Below are 20990 nucleotides of genomic sequence, written 5' to 3' on the forward strand. Positions count from 1 at the left end.
CTTTGGCCGCCCTTGCGCTTTGGGTTATCCAACATCCGGTTTTGGTGTGTCTGGGCCGGAAGGTGGAAGGTTTGGTACAGTGATTTGTGGCATTTCGCCGCTTAAAGACTTGAGAAATTCTGCAACTTTTCCGGCTTCGGTATCTGTCATCTTTGAGTTGAGCTGGATATCAGCCATGATTTTCACTGCTTCTTTCAAATCCCACACGGAACCGTCGTGGAAATACGGGTAGGTGCGGTCAATGTTTCGCAGTGTCGGTACCTTGAATACAAACTTGTCCGAGTCATTGCCAGTGACAGCAGCGCGTCCTATGGCCTCATTACTGGTCATGTAAGGTTTCATCAAACCCATTTTCTGGAACATCTGTCCGCCGGCAAGCGGACCGCTGTGGCAGGCAATACATCCCTTTGATTTGAACAGGGCATACCCTTCCAATTGATCATCTGTCAGGGCTTTATCATCCCCTTTCAGCCAGTTGTCGAAAGGGGAGCCCGGCGTGCGCAGGCTTTTTTCAAACTCGGCAATGGCATCTGTCACCTGGGTGATGTTGATGGCGTCCGTACCGAAAGCGGCTTTAAATAAATTGCGGTACTCAGGGATGCTGTTCAGCGTTTTTACTGCCAGTTCGTGGTTTGAGGCCATTTCGAGTGGGTTTTCAATCGGGCCGCCAGCCTGGGCTTCCAAATCTTCTGCCCGGCCATCCCAAAATTGGGCAATGTTGAGATCTGCATTGAGGACAGTCGGGGAGTTGATGGGGCCAATCTCCCAACCGTGGCCGATAGAGCTTGGCATGTTGTCGGTGCCGCCACGGGCAAGGTTGTGGCAGCTGTTACACGAAATGGCGCCGGACTTTGACAGGCGAGGGTCGAACCAGAGTGTTTTCCCGAGTTCTACTTTCTGTGTATCTAGTCCTTCAGCCGGTTCAATGGCTTTAATGGGTTCAGCGGATTGCCGTTCGGCAAGTGCGGGGGTAGCGATAAGTGCCGCTACCAATAAAACAGCTTTTTTCATCGCTTTGCTTCCTTCTTCTTGGGCTAATAAATCAGTCAATATCCTTATATTTTGAGTGGATAATAATTAGCCGATTCGGCGGATTTAAAGCGGGAAAATTCGATGTGTACCATCGCTTTTTTCTATTGACTGTCGCACAGAGATTCTGGGAAGCAAAAAATCAAACCGTTAGCGGAATCAATGTGACTGGAATCTCGTTTGATAGGAAATATCCTTTTGAATTTTCATTGATTTTGATCAATTTCATCTGGCTCGTATATGTTGTGCCGCAAGGAGGCAATTATAAAAAAACCGCCGGGTTTCCCCGGCGGTTTTCCTCTTCTACATTGCTTTTTTGTTTTGGTGTTGCTTACGTCGTGAAATTAAAGGAACACGCTTAATGTTGCTACGATTAGGAATGCAACGCCGCCCAGCAGGGTTTCCATTACAGTCCAGGTTTTCAGTGTGGTCTTCTCATCCATTTCCAGCAGTCGGCCTACCAGCCAGAAACCGGAATCGTTGAAGTGAGACAGGACAGTTGCACCAGATGCAATGGCAATGACGATAAAGCACAGGTCAAACTCGCTCAGGCCCACTGTTGCCGCTACGGTCGGTGCAATCAGCGCTGCAGTCGTTGTCAGGGCAACAGTCGCAGAACCCTGGGCTACGCGCAGTGCGGTAGAGATGATAAAGGCCGCCAGGATAACTGGCATTCCAGTATCCGCCAGCAGGTCAGCCAGAGCATTACCAATGCCGCTTGCACGCAGTACACCACCGAACATGCCGCCGGCACCGGTGACCAGAATCACCGCGCAGATAGGTGCCAGAGAGTCACCGCACAGTTTTTCCAGTTTCGCCATGCCGTGGTCTTTGGCAAATACTGCAAGGCAGACCATCAGGGTAATCAGCAGGGCAACAGGGGTCTTGCCCAGCATACGGAAGAAGTTCACCCAGCCGGTATCGCCATCTACCCAGCCCAGTACTGTCATAGTATGCAGGCCGGTATCCATGAAAATCAGAACCAGAGGCAACAACAGGATGCCCATAACGGTACCGAAAGACGGCTTGTTGGATTCATCAATCACTTCCTGGTTTGCCAGGAATGCCTGAGGCAGTGGCAGCACGAAACGTTTGCCGGCCCACAGACCGTAGAGGTAAGCGCCGATGTACCAGGTAGGGAGGGCAACCAGCAGGCCAACCACTGTCAGCAAGCCGATGTTCGCACCAAGCAGTTCACTGGCTGCAACCGGGCCTGGGTGTGGCGGCAGGAATGCGTGCATTACAGCAAACGCACCGGCAGCAGGCAGGGCATATTTAACGGTTGAGCCGCCAAATTGCTTCGCCACACTGAAGATGATCGGCATCATTACGATAAGGCCGGCATCAAAGAAAATTGGGAAACCAAACAGAAGTGAGGCCACGCCCAGCGCGAACGGGGCTTTGTCATTACCGAATCGGCCAATCAGTGTTTCAGCCAGTACTTTTGCGCCACCGGTCACTTCCAGGATTCGGCCAATCATCGTACCCAGGCCGACCAACAGTGCCACGGAAGCCAGCGTACCGCCGAAGCCGTTCATCATGGTTGGGACAACTTTATCCGGTGTTACGCCGGTTGCAACAGCAGTGACTAAACTCACCAGGGTGAGGGATGCGAAGGCATGCACTTTGAAGCGCATGATGAGTACAAGAAGCAAGGCAATGGAAGCTGCTGCCACCATCAGCAGATAGCCTGCATCTGGTGTAGTTACTACAGAGTTCATACTAGTTCCTTTACATTTGCCCGCAAGTTCGCGGAAGAAAGATTATTGTGTGTAGCTTCACAAGTCTGGTTGTTACCGGTAACATGTTACCGGTAACATGCTAAGTTACAAGCAAAGAGCTCAGCCAAATTCCAAAAATGAGATAGAGGTAGAAAAAATGGCAGGTAAGTGCATCGTCGTTATGGGTGTATGCGGCAGCGGGAAGTCCACAGTGGGTGAACGCCTTGCTAAAGAACTCGATGCCAAGTTTATTGATGGTGATGATCTGCACCCTCGCGCAAATATCCAGAAGATGGCCGGAGGTACACCTCTGAATGACGACGATCGCGCCCCTTGGCTCGAACGTATCCGTGATGCGGCTTACAGCCTGGAAAACAAAAATGAAGTGGGTGTGATTGTCTGCTCTGCGCTCAAGCGCAAATACCGTGACCAGATCCGTGAGGGTAATGAGTCAGTACAGTTCCTGTTCCTGGATGGTGATTATGACCTGATAATGGCGCGTATGAAATCCCGCCAGGGCCACTTTATGCGTGAAAGTATGGTGACCAGCCAGTTTGAAACCCTGGAGCACCCTGCCGGAGAAGACGGTGTTGCCGTTGTCTCTATCGATTGCACTATTGATGAACTGGTTTCCCGCTCCGTTGTTGCTCTGGGAGAGTTGGCATGATCCACCCGGTTGTAAAAGCGGTTACAGACCGTATTGAGGCGCGAAGCAAGGCGCGTCGTGAAGCCTGGATGGAGAACATTTCACGCCAGGCAGCGCAGGGAAAAGGAAGAAGCCAACTTTCTTGCGGAAACCTTGCCCATACCGTTGCTGCCGGTTGCAGCGGCGAAAAAGCCCGTATTTTGGATATGACCCGCTCCAATGTGGCGATTATCAGTGCGTACAACGACTTGTTGAGCGCGCACCAACCTTATAAATATTACCCGGACCAGATCAAATCTGTGCTGGCGTCGTTGGGCCATACCGCCCAGGTTGCAGGCTGCGTGCCTGCAATGTGTGACGGGGTCACCCAAGGCCAGCCGGGTATGGATATGTCGCTGTTTTCGCGCGACCTGATTGCCCAGTCAACGGCTTTTTCACTCAGCCACAATGCGTTTGATGCCACGCTTCTGCTGGGCATCTGTGACAAAATTGCCCCAGGGCAATTAATGGGGGCGTTGTCCTATGCGCATTTGCCCACCGCGTTTGTACCTGCGGGGCCAATGCGCAGCGGAATAACCAATGAAGAAAAGGTCAGTGTCCGCCAGAAATATGCAGCCGGGGAAGCCGGGCGTGATGCGCTGCTGGCAATGGAATGCAGCGCCTACCATTCTCCGGGCACCTGCACGTTTTATGGCACCGCCAATACCAACCAATTGGTATTTGAGGCCATGGGCCTGATGTTGCCGGGTTCGGCGTTTGTTCACCCGGATTCTGAATTACGCCATGAGCTGACCAATGAAACCGCTCGCCGAATTGCATCAATGGCGGTGGGAACACCGGCTTACCGTCCGCTGAGTGACGTGGTCGATGCCCGTAGCCTTGTGAACGGTGTTGTTGCTCTGTTGGCGTCAGGCGGCAGTACCAACCACAGTATCCATATGGTGGCCGTCGCGAGAGCGGCTGGTCTGGTACTCACCTGGGACGATATCAGCGATCTGTCTGATGTTGTGCCGCTTTTGGTTCGCATGTACCCGAACGGCCCGGAAGATATCAACGCTTTCCAGGCAGCCGGAGGCGTGCCGGGTTTAATGAAGCGTCTGGCTGAATCTGGCCTGCTTAATCTGGATGCCAAGCCGGTATTTGGGGAACTGACTGATTACTTCAAAGAACCACACCTTGTCGATGGCAAGCTGGTTTGGGAAGAGATTTCTGAAAGCCGTAACCCGGCTGTACTGGCGACTTCCCAGGAAGTGTTCCAGTCATCCGGCGGTATGAAGGTGCTCAATGGCAACCTTGGACGATCTGTCATCAAAGTGTCGGCAGTGGCTGAGGAGTTCCGTGTTGTTGAAGCCCCGGCGCGGGTATTCTCCTGTCAACATGAGGTGGAGCGTGCTTATCAGCGCGGTGAGCTGAACCAAGATGCCATTATCATTGTTCGCCACAATGGCCCGGCAGCCAACGGTATGCCTGAGCTTCATAAGCTGATGCCGGTTCTTGGCAATATCCAGAAAGCCGGTTACCAGGTAGCACTGGTGACGGATGGCCGTCTGTCCGGAGCTTCTGGCAAAATCCCGGCAGCTATCCATGTTACGCCTGAAGCGGTTCACGGTGGTGCGATTGGATTGGTTCAGGACGGGGACATCGTCCGTCTTGATGCCAATGCGGGAACCCTTGAATGTGTCGCTGACCTGAGCGACAGAACGCCTGACGGCTATGACCCAGAAGCGCACCAGCAAGGCTGGGGACGGGAATTTTTTAAGGTGATGCGCAAGAGCGTGTCGAGTGCTGAATGCGGTGCAACCATTCTAGATTGAGGAAAAATCATGACTAACTGGAAAGTAGATCCGAAAGCCGTTTTTGCGGCATCCCCTGTAGTGCCGGTAATGGTTATCGAGAAAGTCGAAGATGCAGTCCCGATGGCTGAAGCACTGCTTGCCGGTGGTATTTCTGTGTTTGAAATTACCCTGCGAACTGACTGTGCGCTTGACGCCATTGCTGCAATTGCCGAAGCGAAGCCGGAAGCGATGGTAGGTGCCGGTACCGTGCTGACCACAGAACAATATGACGCAGCTGTTGCTGCCGGTGCACGTTTTGTAATTTCCCCAGGGATGACACCAGCGTTACTTGCACATGCGAAAAACGGCCCAGCGCCGCTGATCCCGGGTACCAGTACACCGTCTGAAATCATGCAAGCGATGGAAATGGGCTACACCCACCTGAAGTTCTTCCCAGCCGAAGCCAACGGCGGTGCCAAAGCTCTGGGTGCAATCGCTGCGCCACTGCCACAGGTACGTTTCTGCCCAACCGGTGGTATCAGCCCGGCAAATGTTGACCAGTACACTTCGCTGAAATGCGTTGCCACCGTTGGTGGTTCTTGGATGCTGCCAAAAGCGGCGATCGATGCAGGTGACTGGGCTGAAGTAACCCGTTTGTCAAAAGAGGCTGTTGCGCTGGTTAGCTAAGGCAGCAGACAGAAAAAAGCCCCGCTGAGGTTTACCCTGCGGGGCTTTTTATAGGGAGTAACCTAACCGTTCCTTAGCCAATGCTCCCGCCAAGAACCAGTTCGTATCCCAGATCTTGATATTTTTCATCGCTATTTTCACCAGCCAGACGCTTGAGCAGCATGGCTGCCGCCGCTTCACCCATTTCTTTACGTGGTGTTTGCACACTTGCCAAAGAAGGGGAGAGTGTCCGGCCAATATCCAGGGCATTGTACCCGGCGACGGCAACTTGCTCCGGTACCTGAACCCCTTTTTCCTGGCAACGCAAAAGCGCACCAACTGCAATATCGTCGTTTGTACAGAAGACGCCGTCTGTATCCGGATGCTGGTCTAACGCCGTGTCGATTAACTGGCTGCCGAGGGTAAAGCAGGATGATTCCTCAGTCAGGACATGCACCGGGCGCAGCCCGTGGGAAACCATTGCCTGATTGTATCCTTCCATACGCAGGCGGGTACGAACGTCCATTCGTGCCCCCAGGTAAAGAATCCGGCTTTTGCCGTGACTTATCATCTGCTCAACTATCGCGGCTGCCGCAGCCCGGTGGTCAAGGCCGACAGCCATATCAATAGGTTGCTCCGGCAGATCCATGGTTTCTACCACTGGCACACCGGCAGTCTGGATCATTTTGATGGTTTTCGCCGTGTGGGAGCTTTCCGTGAGGATCAGACCGTCAACATGGTAAGAAAGCAAAGACGCAATTTTTTCCTCTTCCTCTTCCGGGCTGTAGCCATAGTGGGCGAGCAAGGTCTGGTAACCGGCAGGCTTTGTCACCGACTCGATACCGCGCACAAGTGCAGAAAACACTTGGTTGGAAAGGGAAGGAATCAGAATACCGATTGCTTTGCTGGTGGAGTTGGAAAGGATGTCCGGGGCACGGCTTGGGATATAGCCAAGTTCAGTGACTGCCGCTTCAATTTTGGCTCTTGTTGTCTCTGCAACAGAGCCGGGATCCCGCAGGTAACGGCTGACCGTCATCTTGGTGACGCCGACTTGCTCAGCAATATCTTTCAGGGTTGGCCGACGCTTACGGGGTGCGGTCATTACGTATTGATTCCTATGTGTTTACTGGCAGTAACATTAACTTTTTGGCCGGTCGATGTCAGCCATTTTCATTACCTTACTGTGCCATATCATCAGAGTTTGTACACCATGCTGGCAAATCGAACAGATTTCGCGGAGAGGATCAAATTTCCGACATCTGTATTTGTGTTGCTAAACCGGTTTAGCAACACTTTTACCCAGGATGAATTTGTGAGGATTGAAGGATGTCTCGAGTCTGGCTTACCGGCGATGCAGTTGTTGACCTGATCCCGGATGGTGACGCGCACTACTTAAAATGTCCGGGTGGCGCACCGGCCAATGTTGCGGTTGCCATTGCAAGGCTGGGCGGTGATACCGGCTTTTTCGGCCGGGTAGGGCAAGACCCGCTCGGCCGTTTTATGAAGCAGGTGCTTACTGGTGAGGGCGTCGATACAACCTTGCTGAAACTGGATGAAGCACACCGGACTTCAACTGTGATTGTCGATTTGGACGATCAGGGAGAACGGAGTTTTACCTTTATGGTAAAGCCAAGCGCTGATCAGTTTCTGGAGCCGGAGGATGTCCCGGCATTTCAGTGTGGGGACTGGCTGCATGTCTGTTCCATTGCGCTTGCCAACGAGCCATCACGCAGTACCACACTTGGTGCAATGGAATGTATCAAACAGGCAGGGGGCTTTGTGTCCTTCGATCCGAATCTGAGGGAGGAAGTCTGGGGGAACCCGGCAGAGTTGGTTTCCGTGGTGATGAAAGCGGTCGGGTTGTCCGACGTTGTTAAATTCTCTGACGATGAGCTGCTGTTCCTGACCGGTCAGCCGGATTTGGATGCTGCTCTGGGCTGGCTGGCAACACACTTTGCTGTTCCGCTGGTGGTGGTTACCCAGGGAAAAAAAGGCGCTTTGGTGGTTCGTGGAGACAATCGGGCGCTGATTACCGGCAAACCTGTACAACCGGTAGATACGACTGGCGCCGGGGATGCTTTTGTTGGCGGAATGCTGGCCGGGTTGGTTGAAAGTGATGACTGGCAAGCTGAAGGGAATTTGCAGGATGTCATTGTCCGGGCCAACGCCTGCGGTGCACTTGCTACCACTGCCAAAGGTGCGATGACGGCACTGCCGGATGCGAATGAACTGGCTGAATACCTGAAATACTAATCCCCCATATGGATACAAAGAAAATAACCATTGCCCGGATTGCCGAGCTGGCCGGCGTTTCCAAAACCACCGCCAGTCTGGTGTTGAACGGGCAAGGTTCTGAATTCCGGATAAAGGAAGAAACGCGGGAACGGGTAAAGGCGATTGCCAGGGCGAATCACTATTCGCCTAACAGTGTTGCCCGGTCTCTGAAAACCCGGCGATCCGGTGCAATTGGCTTGGCAATACCGGATTTAACCAACCAGGGGTTTGCTCAAATTGCCCGAACACTTGAAGCCTGTTGCCGTGAAACCGGGCTCCAGTTGCTGATTGCCTGTACAGATGATGACCCGGAGCAAGAAAAAGCGGTGGTCACAGGGTTGGCTAAGCGGCAAATCGAAGGTTTGATCGTGGCCTCGTCACTTTTGGATGACCGATTCTATCAAACTCTCCTTCCGTCTTTGCCTGTCGTCCAGGTTGACCGCAGGATCCCCGAATCGACACTGCCTTTTGCCGTGACTGATGCCTTTGAAGCGACAGCAAAGATGATGGAAAAGATTGCGCGGCAAGGATCTGGGCGAAGCGCCAGGGAATATGTGTTTCTCGGCGGCCAATCCGGGTTGTCAACCAGCGAAGACAGGCGAAACGGGTTCATTGAGGGGCTGAAACGCTGTGGTATATCGGTACCTGAAAATTGGATCTTGCAAAGAGACTACCAGGTGGACTCCGGATACCGGATGCTGGCTGAGTTTTGTACAGAAAACGGCAGGGTGCCGGATGTGCTTTTTACTTCTTCGTTTACCCTGTTTGAAGGAGTGATGCGATACCTCAAACAGAATAACCTGTTGCCTCAACTGATCGCTGGAAAGATGCACCTTGCAACCTTTGACAACCATGAACTTTTGGATTGTCTGCCGATGGACGTGGACTCAATTGCCCAGAGCAGTGAATTGATGGCAAGTTCGGCATTTTCTATCCTTCATGACAGCTGTGCAAAAAAGAACGATGATTTTGAACCATCACAGCAGTTTATACCTGCGGTGTTTCACTGGCGCAGCCGGGTAAACGTTTTGTGATTCAGCCATTGCCAACGTTGATTTAAGTACGCATAAGCCAGGTGAATGGGTTGCGGTAGAAAGTTAGTGCAGGTGCCGGAAGGGTCAGATCAAGCGGATTATTTTGGCGGAATAAGCTTGTAACATACAAAACTATGCATATAATGCTGAAAACCGGAGCGTCTGCCAACGCTCCGGTTTTTTTGTGTGTGCGAAATATAGAAAACTGCCATGCTGTCTGCCAACAGCAACGCAGGGGTTTCGCACGGTCTTAGAAAAGAAAGGATATGTTATGCGTATTGAGCAAGACCTGAAACTCGGCTTTAAAGATGTGCTGTTCCGCCCGAAGCGTTCAACGCTGAAAAGTCGGTCTCAAGTTGAATTAACGCGCGAGTTTACATTCAAACATAGTGGCCGTCAATGGTCTGGTGTGCCGATTATTGCTGCCAATATGGACTCCGTGGGTACCTTCGAAATGGCGAAAGCACTGGCTACCCATAATGTGATGACCGCCGTGCACAAGCATTACAATGTGGATGACTGGAAAGCCTTTATCGATTCAACCGATGCGTCAGTCCTCCAACACGTTATGGTCTCCACCGGCACTTCCGAAGCCGACTTCGAAAAAACACAAGCAATCCTCTCTTACTCCAGCGACATCCTCTTCATCTGTATCGACATCGCCAACGGTTACTCTGAGCACCTGGTAGACTACGTTCGCAAAGTGCGTGAAGCCTTCCCTGATAAAGTGATCAGTGCAGGTAATGTGGTTACCGGTGACATGGTGGAAGAGCTGATCCTGGCGGGTGCGGATATCGTGAAAGTGGGTATCGGTCCGGGTTCTGTGTGCACCACCCGCGTGAAAACCGGTGTGGGTTACCCACAGCTGTCAGCCATTATTGAATGTGCTGATGCTGCTCATGGTTTGGGTGGCCGTATTATCGGTGATGGCGGTTGTGCCTGTGCTGGTGATGTGTCCAAAGCCTTCGGTGGCGGTGCAGATTTCGTCATGCTCGGCGGTATGTTGGCCGGCCATGAAGAGAGTGGCGGTGAGCGCGTAGAAAAAGACGGTAAGCCATTCATGAAGTTCTACGGCATGTCTTCCCAGTCTGCGATGGACAAGCACTCCGGTGGCGTTGCCAAATACCGCGCAGCAGAGGGTAAAACTGTACTGCTGCCATTCCGCGGCCCGGTTGAAAACACCATCCAGGACATCATGGGCGGCGTGCGTTCCACCTGTACCTACGTTGGTGCAGCCCAGTTGAAAGAGCTAACAAAGAGGACGACTTTCATCCGGGTACAGGAGCAGGAAAACAACGTATTTGGTAAAGAGTAAAATCAGGCTAGATCAACAAATTGTTGAAACAACCATAGGTTGATAACGATAAGGCTATATCACTCAAAATGACGGGGATATGGCCTTCTTGTTTTACTATAGGTTAGTTCTTTCTTAGCAAATACCCCAACACCGCCTCTTCTATCAGATCTCCGCGCCTTTTTATCCACTCATCATTGATATCTATATTGAATACCGTACTCAAGGTATAGGCATTGGAAATAGGGAAATAGCAAAGTGATGCGATGGTGATGTAAAACTCAATGGTATTTACGTCTTCCCTGAATACGCCTTGCTCCACCCCTTCTTTCAGGACTTTTTCCAGGCTGCCGAGGGTGGGGGACTGGATTTCATCAAGGTCACTGATGTTGGCGATGGTAGTTCCCTTGCGAAGGTTCTCCGTGTTCAGCATGGAGATAAACCAGGGCTTGGCCCAGAAATGTTCAAGGGTGAAATGAACCAGCCGCCTAATGGCATCAACCGGGGAGAAGCTCTCCAGCTCAAGTTCTGATTCACCAGAGCGTATCTGGACATAGGCTTCCCGGAGCGCCGCGGCATAGAGGCCTTCTTTGTCACCAAAGTAGCTGTAGATCATTGGTTTACTGGTGTTTGACCTGGCAGCAATGCTGTCTACCCTGGCGTCTCCGTAACCCAGTTCTGAGAACTCCAGTAACGCGGAGTCCAAAATGGCGCGGCGTGTCAGTTCCGCATTGCGTTTTCTTTTGGGGGGCTGTGAATTCAATGGACTGCATTCTCCCTTGTTACTGGCACATTTATCACCATACTATTTCCTAGCAAGGTTTCAGGTGGTCAACAGGGTTTCGTACACCACACAAGCCAAAGTGTCTGTTAGGGTTTTCATATTTCCAGGTTCCTGTTTGGCAATACTCGGACTGAGGCAGACCTTCTTGCAGGAATTTACTTAAATCCGGTGTGTTTTCAATATGCCGCCGGTGGCACTCAAAAAATGCTTCCAGCTTTGAAGTATACGCATTGCGGTCTTGTTCCCACAGTCTTACCAGTTCTGTGTGGGCTACGGAGGATTTGTCACGCCGGGCAAGGGCATCTTCCCGGGTTTTAACCTTCCCTGCCCATAGTTGGTAACTCTCTTCGTCCCGGTCAATGTCTTCACCGAAATAGATACGCATATCACCGGCTTCCGGCAAACCGTCTTCCCCCATAATGACCAGTACCTGACTGTTATCAAGGTTGACTGCTCGGTGCATTGTCCACGGTGGGAACTGCACAAAGGTGCCTTCAGTAATGATTACACGTCGGTACCCGTTTTTGAGGTCGTGTAGGTCAATGGCGCCATGGCCCTTAAGGCCTAAATATGCCTCTTCGGCAATACCGTGGACATGAGCACAACCGGAGCCAACATTGTCCCCGGCTGCGATCTGATCGTAAATATTTACAGTGGATAAGCCAATTCCTCCAATGAGCTTTACCATAATGGAATCTCCTTGAGTTAACGTGAAAGCAAGCGCTTACCGGTGGATTGCAAAAACCGGCTGACCGGTTTGAATCCCACAATCAAAGTAATAAGACAGAGAATAATAAGGACGACACAAATCGGCCGGGAAAAATAGAATGTAAAATCACCGTCGTGGATGACCCAGGAACGGCGAAAACTCTTATCGAGAATATCACCGAGGACAATACCGAGAATCAGTGGAGCCATGGGTAAGCCCAGTTTCCGCAGGTAAAACCCGGCAACGCCAAAAACCAGCATAATCCATATATCGAATACGCTTTGTTGGATGGCAAAACTGCCGATAACACACAGGGCAAAGACCACCGGCATCAGGCGTTCCCGGGGAACAGAGAGAATGCGGATCAAAAATGGTGTAATGACAACGCCTAACACCAGCATTGCCGCAGAGGCCATCAGCATCATGATGACGATTTGAGAGATAAAACCGGGATTCTCAATCATGATCATCGGGCCGGGTTTTACGCCATGAAGGATCATTGCGGCCAAAAGCACCGCTGACGGTGCAGAGCCGGGTAACCCAAGTGTCAGTACCGGAATTAATGCTCCTGGTGCAGCCGCGCTGTTCCCGGTCTCTGCTGCGATAAGCCCTTCAAGGGATCCTTTACCGAACATTTTTTTTTCTTTGGATGCCCGTCGTGCAGCGGCGTAGGATGCCCATGCGCCGATGTCTTCACCAACGCCGGGCACAATACCCATTGCCGTACCGATGATACCGGATCGGCATACGGTACACCGGTAAAACGTCAGCTTCTTAAAATCGGGCAGGGCATCTTTCAGCTTGTAGCTGCCCGCCGATATTTCAGCCCTGGGCCTGGACATCACTGAAAGGACTTCGGAGAACCCGAACGCACCTACCATAGCCGGGATAAGGTTAATGCCCCCCTGCAATTCGACAATGCCAAAGGTAAACCTTTCTGTCATGTAGAGCTTTTCCATGCCAACCATCGCAACAGAGAGCCCTAACACACCGGCAAGCCATCCTTTCAGCGGATCCTCGCTGGCCGTGAGGCGACCGGAGATCAGGATGCCGAACACAGCAAGCCAGAGATATTCATGGGTCTGGAATTCCAGCGCATAGTCAGCCAGGTATGGAGCAAGCAAAGCCAACATACACAGGCCGATGAGGGTACCCAGAAATGATGCCGTTGTGGCGGTAGACATTGCAGTGGCAGCCTGGCCCGACTTTGCCAGTGGGTGTCCATCCAGTGTCGTCGCAGCATTGGCGGGTGTTCCGGGAATATTGAGCAAAATGGCACTGCGGCTGCCACCATAAATTGCACCAACATAAACGCACAGCAAGACTATCAGCGCGGTTTGTGGCGGAAACTGGTAGGTCAGGGTGGTAAGAAGCGCAATACCCATTGTCGCGGTGAGGCCCGGCAGCATTCCGATGGAAATGCCCAGAAGCGTGGCAACCAGCGCTAAAGCAATATTGTCGGTACTTAAAAGCAATTCAGCGCTTTGTAAGTGCTGGTGCCAGATATTTTGCACTGTACCAATAAAGTCATTCATACCGAGCCACTAAGGAAGCGGAACCAACAGCAATTTCTCAAAGACCACCACTATGGTGATGGTAGTGGCCAGAGAAAAAGTGCCAGCCGACAGCAAAAGGTGCCTGGTGCTTTTCCTCTCCTTCCACTCGAAAAACACAACGAATATAGAGATGAACAGGAAGCACAGTATTCCAAACATGGCTTCACTTGCCTGCATGGCGAAAAAAATAAAGCCCAGTGCAAAGACGACGCAGAGGGCTCCGGTGAATAATCCTCCCCTAGCCAGTTGTTGCCTGATTTCGCTGTTTTGGGACTTGCCTGGTGGTACATCAACCGGTTTTCTGAAAAACAGTATTAATGCGAAGATCAGGTTAATCACGCCAAGGATGACCGGCATACGTCCCGGTTCACCGCCTTTTTCTATGTAACTCACCGTTTCAGGGCCGGGCAGGTTGATCCCCTCATAAACAAATAGGAGACCTATCAGGGCAAATAAGCTACTGAGTATCCAGTCAGAACGTTTGTGTGGTTGCATTGTCATATCAGCCTGCCTTTGTCTGCCCCGGTATGGATGTTAGTGCTCCCTCCCGATCACAGCGGTGGGATGCCGACAGATTCGGGAGAAACCTTGGCCTTACCGCCGTTAAACAATTGCCAGGCCATAATTTGAGTGGCTTTAAAGCCGGTGTCATAGGCTTGCTTGCCTGAGAATGGCGTGACAGCGAGGGATTTTGATTTTGCGTACTCTGCCAGGCGTGGTGAGCCTGCGATTTTATCCTTCCAGATTTGTAGCATGGTGTCTGACACTTCTTTGGGAATGTCACTTGGCGCCCAAATACCAAAGGCTACAAACGTAGTATTAATATTTGGGTAAGCATGGTTAATGGAGGGAATGTCACCGACACCGGGAACCGTGACATCATCTGGGGTGAATGCGGCAAGCGCCTTTATTTTTTTTGCTCTCAGCATGTCATATTGCTCTGCGATCAATTGGGTGGTGAGCACAGTTTCCTTCGCGACAGTAGACAGTACAGCGGCGTTCCCGCTGTCATAAGTCACCATTTTGTAGTCTCCGCCTACGCCACTTTTAAGCATCTCTGCTGCCATACCGCCGGATGAGTTGATACCGCCAGTGGCAACGGTAACCTCACTGCTGTTGTTTTTCATTGCATCACTGACACTTTCAAGGGTTTGAAGCGGTGAGCCAGGGTAGGTGGAAAGCACCATGAAATTGGATACAGCGAGGAAAATGTCCCAGTCAGACAGTTTTGTATCCAAAGCCCCGGTTACCTCATAGGTGCCTAAATCCCAAACGGCACCCGCGGTCCAGGTGTACCCGTCATGGGGTGCGTCCCAAGCGGCTTTGGTACCAACGGCACCGGCTCCTCCGGGTTGGTTTACAACGATAACCTTTTGATTCAACGCTTGTTCAAGCTCGCCCTGCAATACGCGGACAAGCTGGTCGGTAGATCCACCGGCTCCCCAGGGCACGATGATCCTGACCGGTTTTTCCGGCTTCCATGTTGCGTTAGCCAATGAAGGGGCCAGTAAGGGTAACAAAGCCAATGCTACAAAGAGGCTTTTTCCAAAACAGTTGGAACGCATGGTCAACTCCTTAGTGATTCAGTTGGGTTTCATTCCTTTGTGGACTCGCTTGGCAATCAACAGTGGACAGCCGCACGCTCCACAATGGTTTCCATGATTTCGTCTCCGCTTTTTTTCCACCAATGTTCGGCAGAAAATATCTCTACTTCCGACATCCCGTGATAGCCGGATTTTTCCATCATCCCGTGAATTTGCGGTATATCTATGACCCCATCACCCATCATGCCCCGATCAGAAAGGATGTCACGGGTCGGTACCAGCCAATCGCAGATGTGAAAGGCCAGCAGCCTGTGCGCACCCGCCCGGGTAATCTGCTCAGCCAGTGTCGGATCCCACCAGATGTGGTAGACATCAACGGCGACACCAATTCCCTCCCCGAGTGCATCACAGATATCCAGGGCCTGGGCAAGGGTATTTATGCATGCGCGATCGGCGGCATACATTGGGTGAAGAGGTTCAATGGCGACCGGCATGTTGTTCTGACGGGCGTACTGCAGGGTTTTGTTCAGGCCTTCAAGCACCATTTCTCTGGCGCGGTCGATGTCTTTGCTGCCGGGGGACAGGCCACCGACTACCATCACCAGGCAGTTGGCACCGATTTCAAGGGCTTCATCAACGGCGCGGTAATTGCTGTCCATTACTTTGTTACTGAGAGCACCTTCTGCTGTAAACCAACCGCCTCGGCAAAGCCCGGTAACTTCCAGTCCGGCGTTCTTTATTTGGGTTGCAGCCCGGTTCACACCGTACTTCTGCAATTCATTGCGCCAGGGGGCAATGCCGCCGAATCCGTAACGCTCACAGGCTTCAATACACTTACCCAAATCCCACTGATTACCAATGGTGGCGGTATTCAGCGACAGCCTGCGAGGGTTGATTCCTGTCTGCATGCCGGGTTGCTTTTCACGTAATGTCATACTGACACTCCCCGGCAGGTGAAAAAGGCGCGGGCTCGGTAGGCAACCAAATCCGGGTCATGGAAAAGCTGCGCGTTATTAGCAAGTTCGATAAGTCTTGCAAGATGTAAGGTACTGCGAGCGCTTTCCAAGCCGCCCAGCATGGTGAAGTGGGACTGGTAACCGTTCAGGTAAGCCAGGAACACAGTCCCCACTTTATAAAACTGGGTCGGGTTGCAGAAAATATGGCGGCTGAGGGGCACTGTGGGACCAAGTAAGGTGTGGAACAGTTCCTTATCGCCTTCAGAAAGTGCACTCAACGCTTTTGAAGCAACTGGTGCGATAGAATCAAATATGCCGAGCAGCGCCCCTGAATGGCCTTTATCATCCCCGGCAATAAGTTCCGGGTAGTTAAAATCGTCCCCAGTGAGCATCTGTACCTGTGCCGGCAGACGGTTTCGGAGAGAAATTTCAATGGCAGGGTCAAGCAGGGATATCTTGATCCCGCAAACGTTGCTTTGGTTTTCCTTTATGACAGCGAGGCAATGTTCTGTTGCTTCGGTCTGGTTGTCTGCCCCCCAATAGCCTGAAAGAGCGGGGTCAAAGGCTGAACCAAGCCAATGGAGGATTGCCGGGTGTTCCAAAGAACGAAGTACCTCATGGTATACGCGGAAGTAATCTTCTGCAGACTTTGCGTTGGCAGCCAGCGCCCTGGATGACATTAAGATGACCCGGCTTCCGGCCTGTTCTATGGCCTCGCACTGGAAACGGTATGCATCAATGATGTCTTCCATTCGCCACGGTTTACCGGGATCCAGGTGATCCGTTCCCGCACCACTGGCCACCGGGCAACCCTCGGCTTTTGCCCAACGGGCAGTCTCCCGAATCAGTTTAAGGGCATCAGGCCATGTAAGCCCTGCGCCTCGCTGGGCTGTATCCATGGCTTCTGCAACACCAAAGCCGTGTCGCCATAAGTGCGACCGGTATGCCAGTGTTGCATCCCAGTCTATCGCTGAATCAAGGGTCGGGGAGTATGTTGCAAGAGGGTTGGTAACAACATGCGCTGCAGCAAAAGCTGTCCTGTTCCAGTTCGCATGCCTGGAACAGTCCGGATACTGTGCCGGATGCAACGCAACTTTTGTTGTCCCGCCTGCTTCGTTGGGGAGTCGGAGAAGTGTCACAGTTTGCCTCCCAGGTTTGGCACATCCAGCCACCGGCGCTCCTGGGAACTTTGGTACCCAATTTCAGCCAACTGAACACCTTTTGCGCCTTCGATAAATGAATACTTCCAGGGTGTATCTTCAATGACATGGCGGATAAATTCTTCCCATTGAACTTTGAACCCGTTGTCAAAATCCGTATTGTCCGGCACTTCAACCCATTGTTTGTAATAGTCAGTTTTACTGGCTTCATCCGGATTCCAGACGGCTTTGGGCGTGGTGGAATGTGTCTGGCAAATGCAACGGTGCAGCCCGGCAATGGCTGAACCTTTAGTTCCATCTACCTGGAAAACGGCAAGGTCGTCTCGGTGAACCCGGACACACCAACTGGAGTTAATTTGGGCGAAGATGCCACCTTCAAGCTCAAACATCGCATAAGCCGCGTCGTCTGCAGTTGCTTGGTAGGGTTTTCCTGTTTCATCCCAACGTTGTTTCACGTGTGTGGCGGTGTAACAGCAAACGGATTTTACCGGCGCGATGATATTGTCGAGCACATACCGCCAATGACAAAGCATATCGGAAACCATGCCGCCGCCATCTTCCGCGCGGTAATTCCAACTTGGGCGTTGTGCCGGCTGGATATTTCCGTCAAAAACCCAGTATCCAAACTCTCCCCGGACTGAAAGTATTTGACCGAAAAAGCCCTGATCTTTAAGCCTTTTCAGTTTAACCAAACCGGGCAGATCGAGTTTGTCGTGGACGATGCCGTTTTTTATTCCCTTTTGCGCAGCAAATTCAGCGATATCCAGGGCTTCAGGCAGTGATTCAGCCAGGGGCTTTTCACAATAAACGTGCTTTCCGCAAGTTATGGCTTTTCTGAGCAGCTCTGGCCGTAATTTGGTGGACGCGGCATCAAAAAAAATCGCATCGTCAGGATTGCCAAGCGCTTCGTCAAGGTCAGTGGTAAACCGAGTTATTTGGTAGGTTTCTGCAAGGGTTCGAAGTTTTTCTTCGTTTCGGCCAACGATAATAATGTCCGGAATTACCCTGGAACCATCGCTTAATATGACACCACCCTGTTCGCGGATGGCGAGTACGGAACGGATAAGGTGCTGGTTTTGACCCATTCTGCCGGTCACGCCATGCATGATTATCCCGATGGTTTTTATTCGCCCTTCCATTACCAAATTCCGCCTTATTAAGTTACCGAATAGTAGGTAACTTAGCTGTGGTATTGATGATTGTCGATCTGCTGTGCTCTGGTAGTAGATGGGGGGTAACCCTTTGTTTTTACGATGAAGAGACGATTTTTTTTAGAATTGGGAAAAAGGCTGAGCAATGAAATAACACAGAATTTTCAGTGTGTTAATTGATAAGAATTTAATCGGAACACTATTGATGAAAAATCTATAGGGTTATTGACTGTAAGACATAATTCTCAAATCTGGCGGGCGTAAATATGAAATCACTCCCTGGGTATAGGGAGCGGTTTAAATAAACGACAAGGGTCAACGATCCGTTTTATGAATTCGCCCTTGGTACCTCGCGGGGTTGATTAGCTCATCCATTGGCAACACAGCTGCTCCCAATTGGGGTTTGTTGTCAGTTGTTGCCCGCAAAATCTGAGGGGGTTGGATAGAGTAGTCCTCACCCAATTCTGTTTCTTGACTGACGGCCTTTTGGATTTGGTTGATCAGGCTGGAATGCAATGTTCCGCCTATGACAATGGCATCGGGGGCGAAAGTTCTGGCTATCACAAGGCAAAGCCATTTTATCTGCTCCGTAGAGCGAACAACCCATTCTTTTACGCAAGGCGCTTCGAGGTGCTCTAACGTCAACTGATCCAGTCGTTCAATGTCAAAGCCCTCACTAACCAGGGTATCAAGCAGATGTTGACCGGAAGGCCTGGGTTTGGATTTTGGAAACAATCCGGTAAATTCTGCAGCAGCTTGATTGTGACCGAGGTAAAGGCTTTGGTTGATCACAGCCGCGCCACCTATTCCGTAGGAAAGCCAGATATAACAATAGTGCTGGTAAGATTTACAAGTCCCGTAATAAAGCTCTGCCAGGCAAGCTGCCTTTGCATCATTGATGTGGTAAACGGGAAACTCGAAATATTTTGCTAAGTCGTTGCGCAGGTCTATCAAAGGCCAGTCAGCAAATTGTTTGATTTTCATCGTCCTGCCTGGTGTGTCGGTATTTTGACCGGGGTAGCTCACACCACATCCTACGACTCTTGATACGTCAATTTCTGTTTGTACTAATTGCTTGTGAATGCTGGCACTGGCATTTTCCATTATGGTATGGAAATCCCTGTCCTCAATGGGGAAGTGCTCTTCTGAAACAATGTTTCCCTCAAGATCAGCAAGGCAGGTATACAGGGTATCCGGGTCAAAATATATACCCGCTGTAAGAAGGCTTTCTGACTTGAGTTTCAGGAGTTTCGATGGGAAGCCTTTTTGCCCTTTTTTGGAAGGATCCGGCATTTCTTCCATCACACCATGCTCAAGCAGTTCACTGGTTAACCGGGTAATTGTTGCTGGGGTAACGTTCAACTCTTTTGTCAGGGTAGCCCGGGTTTGAGGGCCATGTCGCCGAACGTGGGCAACAATCCTTCGAACGTTTAATTTGTTGAAACTGCCTACAACCATTCTGTACCGCCATCCCCATACAAGCCCATCTAATGAATGATCTCACGCTGGAATCGTTAGTGAAGTTGGTGAGTGGACAAGTTTGATCAACTTCAAAAAAAACCAATTTGTTAAGGATTTGTTTCAATCATTAATTTACATAATGAAAAATAATAAATAACATCAAGTCTATCAATAAGGGAACTATTATGAAAATGGTTGTGTAAGGGAGGAAAACATGAAATTAAACAATAAATTGATATCGAATGTACTGTCGGCAGCAGTTGTGGGTCTTGCGTCATTTAGTTCTCAAGCTGCTGATGCCATTACCGTTTATACCGCGGCACCCCAGAAATTTGTTGATGCGTTGGTGCCTATGTTCGAAAAACAGTCGGGTCTCGATGTGCAGGTGATTAAAGCCGGTTCTGGTGAATTGCTGAACCGCCTGACAGCAGAAAGTGACAGTCCGGTGGCGGACGTGTTGTGGAGTGTTGATGGTACGGTTGTGGACTTTAACCCAGCACTATTCAGCCCATATAAATCAGCACATGCGGACAACATTATTCCCGGTCTGGTGAAGAGTGATATCTGGTCGCCGTTTACCGCAGTGGTCATGGTATTCATCGTCAATGAAGCGAAGCTTAAAGGTTTACCTGTTCCCTCTAGCTGGGAAGACCTGGCAAAACCTGAATATGCACAGTTAATTTCTTCTGCGCGTGCAGACCGCTCCGGATCGGCATTTATCCAGTACGCAACCGTATTGCAGGCCTACTACTCGGAAGAGAAAGGCACCGACATCTATAAAGGCATGTTGAAAAACTTCGTCCTTTCGAACAGTTCCGGTGCAGTACCACGCTTTGTAAATGATGGCGAGTCGCCGATTGGCATTACGCTGGAAGATGCGGCCCTGCAATACAAAGAAGGGGGTGGTCCGGTAGAAATCGTTTACCCGTCTGAAGGTACTGCTCTGGCTCCGGATGCTATTGCCAAGGTGGCGGGTAGCCCGAATGGAAAAGGTGCAGAGCAGTTTATCGATTTTATCTTGTCCCAAGATGCTCAGGAAATTGTCGCTTCACTGGGCCGCCGTCCGGTACGAAGTGATGTTGAGTCCAATGAGCTTCTTCTTCCGCTTCCTGAAGTTCCAACCATAGATTACGACTTTGAGTGGGCGGCGGAAAACCGTACACGTCTGGTGGAAAACTGGGGCGATATGGTTCTGGACGTTCAATAAACATTATGCAGTGGCGGATTGTT

19 protein-coding genes are annotated in these 20990 nt (G+C 51.0%); 7 read left to right on the plus strand and 12 right to left on the minus strand.

Features of this window, described 5'->3' with window-relative positions; all coding sequences use genetic code 11:
• Positions 1–24 precede the first annotated feature (24 nt).
• The gene (locus NF212_RS06655) at positions 25–1011 is read right to left on the minus strand and encodes a cytochrome-c peroxidase (protein WP_434359958.1); all 987 of its coding nucleotides are present in this window, start codon (positions 1009–1011) and stop codon (positions 25–27) included.
• 362 nt (positions 1012–1373) lie between these two features.
• Positions 1374–2750, minus strand: coding sequence for a GntP family permease (locus tag NF212_RS06660; RefSeq protein WP_434359960.1), 1377 nt, complete (start codon positions 2748–2750; stop codon positions 1374–1376).
• Positions 2751–2907: 157 nt separating this feature from the next.
• On the opposite strand from NF212_RS06660, the gene NF212_RS06665 reads away from it, so the two are divergent.
• From NF212_RS06665 to NF212_RS06675, 3 genes are read left to right on the plus strand one after another with little or no spacing between them, the layout of a single operon-like run.
• Positions 2908–3417, plus strand: a complete 510-nt coding sequence (locus NF212_RS06665) for a gluconokinase (RefSeq protein ID WP_054673302.1) — start codon at positions 2908–2910, stop codon at positions 3415–3417.
• Positions 3414–5210 (plus strand): phosphogluconate dehydratase, encoded by a 1797-nt coding sequence (gene edd, locus NF212_RS06670; RefSeq protein WP_434359962.1) that lies wholly within the window; start codon positions 3414–3416, stop codon positions 5208–5210. The genes NF212_RS06665 and edd overlap by 4 nt, the downstream gene beginning before the upstream one ends.
• Before the next feature lie 9 nt (positions 5211–5219).
• A complete protein-coding gene (locus tag NF212_RS06675; RefSeq protein WP_434359964.1) occupies positions 5220–5858 on the plus strand; it encodes a bifunctional 4-hydroxy-2-oxoglutarate aldolase/2-dehydro-3-deoxy-phosphogluconate aldolase in 639 nt (212 codons plus the stop codon).
• 73 nt (positions 5859–5931) lie between these two features.
• On the opposite strand, the gene NF212_RS06680 is transcribed toward NF212_RS06675, so the two are convergent.
• A complete protein-coding gene (locus NF212_RS06680) occupies positions 5932–6939 on the minus strand; it encodes a substrate-binding domain-containing protein (RefSeq protein ID WP_434359966.1) in 1008 nt (335 codons plus the stop codon).
• A gap of 224 nt (positions 6940–7163) precedes the next feature.
• Between NF212_RS06680 and NF212_RS06685 the strand changes: the two genes are divergently transcribed.
• The 3 genes from NF212_RS06685 to NF212_RS06695 all read left to right on the plus strand — a co-directional run bounded on the left by NF212_RS06685 (position 7164) and on the right by NF212_RS06695 (position 10460).
• On the plus strand, positions 7164–8090 hold the full coding sequence (locus NF212_RS06685; protein ID WP_434359968.1) for an aminoimidazole riboside kinase: 927 nt from the start codon (positions 7164–7166) through the stop codon (positions 8088–8090).
• A gap of 8 nt (positions 8091–8098) precedes the next feature.
• A complete protein-coding gene (locus tag NF212_RS06690) occupies positions 8099–9145 on the plus strand; it encodes a LacI family DNA-binding transcriptional regulator (RefSeq protein WP_434359970.1) in 1047 nt (348 codons plus the stop codon).
• A gap of 271 nt (positions 9146–9416) precedes the next feature.
• On the plus strand, positions 9417–10460 hold the full coding sequence (locus tag NF212_RS06695) for a GMP reductase (protein ID WP_434359972.1): 1044 nt from the start codon (positions 9417–9419) through the stop codon (positions 10458–10460).
• A gap of 103 nt (positions 10461–10563) precedes the next feature.
• On the opposite strand, the gene NF212_RS06700 is transcribed toward NF212_RS06695, so the two are convergent.
• The 9 genes from NF212_RS06700 to NF212_RS06740 all read right to left on the minus strand — a co-directional run bounded on the left by NF212_RS06700 (position 10564) and on the right by NF212_RS06740 (position 19757).
• The gene (locus NF212_RS06700; RefSeq protein WP_434359974.1) at positions 10564–11202 is read right to left on the minus strand and encodes a TetR family transcriptional regulator; all 639 of its coding nucleotides are present in this window, start codon (positions 11200–11202) and stop codon (positions 10564–10566) included.
• Positions 11203–11251: 49 nt separating this feature from the next.
• On the minus strand, positions 11252–11911 hold the full coding sequence (locus NF212_RS06705) for a cupin domain-containing protein (protein WP_434359976.1): 660 nt from the start codon (positions 11909–11911) through the stop codon (positions 11252–11254).
• Positions 11912–11928: 17 nt separating this feature from the next.
• Positions 11929–13467, minus strand: a complete 1539-nt coding sequence (locus tag NF212_RS06710) for a tripartite tricarboxylate transporter permease (RefSeq protein WP_434359978.1) — start codon at positions 13465–13467, stop codon at positions 11929–11931.
• A gap of 9 nt (positions 13468–13476) precedes the next feature.
• Entirely contained in the window at positions 13477–13989 is a 513-nt protein-coding gene (locus NF212_RS06715) for a tripartite tricarboxylate transporter TctB family protein (RefSeq protein WP_434359980.1), read from the minus strand.
• Positions 13990–14039: 50 nt separating this feature from the next.
• The gene (locus tag NF212_RS06720) at positions 14040–15053 is read right to left on the minus strand and encodes a Bug family tripartite tricarboxylate transporter substrate binding protein (protein WP_434359982.1); all 1014 of its coding nucleotides are present in this window, start codon (positions 15051–15053) and stop codon (positions 14040–14042) included.
• 56 nt (positions 15054–15109) lie between these two features.
• The gene (locus NF212_RS06725; protein ID WP_434359984.1) at positions 15110–15967 is read right to left on the minus strand and encodes a sugar phosphate isomerase/epimerase family protein; all 858 of its coding nucleotides are present in this window, start codon (positions 15965–15967) and stop codon (positions 15110–15112) included.
• Positions 15964–17127, minus strand: a complete 1164-nt coding sequence (locus NF212_RS06730; protein WP_434359986.1) for a dihydrodipicolinate synthase family protein — start codon at positions 17125–17127, stop codon at positions 15964–15966. The genes NF212_RS06725 and NF212_RS06730 overlap by 4 nt, the downstream gene beginning before the upstream one ends.
• Entirely contained in the window at positions 17124–18287 is a 1164-nt protein-coding gene (locus NF212_RS06735; protein ID WP_434359988.1) for a Gfo/Idh/MocA family protein, read from the minus strand. The genes NF212_RS06730 and NF212_RS06735 overlap by 4 nt, the downstream gene beginning before the upstream one ends.
• A 327-nt stretch (positions 18288–18614) precedes the next feature.
• Positions 18615–19757 (minus strand): ROK family transcriptional regulator, encoded by a 1143-nt coding sequence (locus tag NF212_RS06740; RefSeq protein ID WP_434359990.1) that lies wholly within the window; start codon positions 19755–19757, stop codon positions 18615–18617.
• A gap of 217 nt (positions 19758–19974) precedes the next feature.
• On the opposite strand from NF212_RS06740, the gene NF212_RS06745 reads away from it, so the two are divergent.
• Entirely contained in the window at positions 19975–20967 is a 993-nt protein-coding gene (locus tag NF212_RS06745) for an extracellular solute-binding protein (RefSeq protein WP_434359992.1), read from the plus strand.
• Positions 20968–20990: the final 23 nt, after the last annotated feature.

It is taken from the genome of Parasalinivibrio latis (assembly GCF_036825535.1).
Lineage (GTDB): Bacteria > Pseudomonadota > Gammaproteobacteria > Enterobacterales > Vibrionaceae > Parasalinivibrio > Parasalinivibrio latis.

Excerpts from the sequence above, each read along its gene's own strand:
- edd (WP_434359962.1), top strand. The coding sequence starts at position 3,414 with ATGATCCACCCGGTTGTAAAAGCGGTTACAGACCGTATTGAGGCGCGA.
- NF212_RS06725 (WP_434359984.1), bottom strand. The coding sequence starts at position 15,967 with ATGACATTACGTGAAAAGCAACCCGGCATGCAGACAGGAATCAACCCT.
- NF212_RS06690 (WP_434359970.1), top strand. The coding sequence starts at position 8,099 with ATGGATACAAAGAAAATAACCATTGCCCGGATTGCCGAGCTGGCCGGC.
- NF212_RS06720 (WP_434359982.1), bottom strand. The coding sequence starts at position 15,053 with ATGCGTTCCAACTGTTTTGGAAAAAGCCTCTTTGTAGCATTGGCTTTG.
- NF212_RS06740 (WP_434359990.1), bottom strand. The coding sequence starts at position 19,757 with ATGGTTGTAGGCAGTTTCAACAAATTAAACGTTCGAAGGATTGTTGCC.
- NF212_RS06715 (WP_434359980.1), bottom strand. The coding sequence starts at position 13,989 with ATGACAATGCAACCACACAAACGTTCTGACTGGATACTCAGTAGCTTA.
- NF212_RS06745 (WP_434359992.1), top strand. The coding sequence starts at position 19,975 with ATGAAATTAAACAATAAATTGATATCGAATGTACTGTCGGCAGCAGTT.
- NF212_RS06680 (WP_434359966.1), bottom strand. The coding sequence starts at position 6,939 with ATGACCGCACCCCGTAAGCGTCGGCCAACCCTGAAAGATATTGCTGAG.
- NF212_RS06710 (WP_434359978.1), bottom strand. The coding sequence starts at position 13,467 with ATGAATGACTTTATTGGTACAGTGCAAAATATCTGGCACCAGCACTTA.
- NF212_RS06660 (WP_434359960.1), bottom strand. The coding sequence starts at position 2,750 with ATGAACTCTGTAGTAACTACACCAGATGCAGGCTATCTGCTGATGGTG.
- NF212_RS06685 (WP_434359968.1), top strand. The coding sequence starts at position 7,164 with ATGTCTCGAGTCTGGCTTACCGGCGATGCAGTTGTTGACCTGATCCCG.
- NF212_RS06705 (WP_434359976.1), bottom strand. The coding sequence starts at position 11,911 with ATGGTAAAGCTCATTGGAGGAATTGGCTTATCCACTGTAAATATTTAC.
- NF212_RS06675 (WP_434359964.1), top strand. The coding sequence starts at position 5,220 with ATGACTAACTGGAAAGTAGATCCGAAAGCCGTTTTTGCGGCATCCCCT.
- NF212_RS06665 (WP_054673302.1), top strand. The coding sequence starts at position 2,908 with ATGGCAGGTAAGTGCATCGTCGTTATGGGTGTATGCGGCAGCGGGAAG.
- NF212_RS06655 (WP_434359958.1), bottom strand. The coding sequence starts at position 1,011 with ATGAAAAAAGCTGTTTTATTGGTAGCGGCACTTATCGCTACCCCCGCA.
- NF212_RS06695 (WP_434359972.1), top strand. The coding sequence starts at position 9,417 with ATGCGTATTGAGCAAGACCTGAAACTCGGCTTTAAAGATGTGCTGTTC.
- NF212_RS06735 (WP_434359988.1), bottom strand. The coding sequence starts at position 18,287 with ATGGAAGGGCGAATAAAAACCATCGGGATAATCATGCATGGCGTGACC.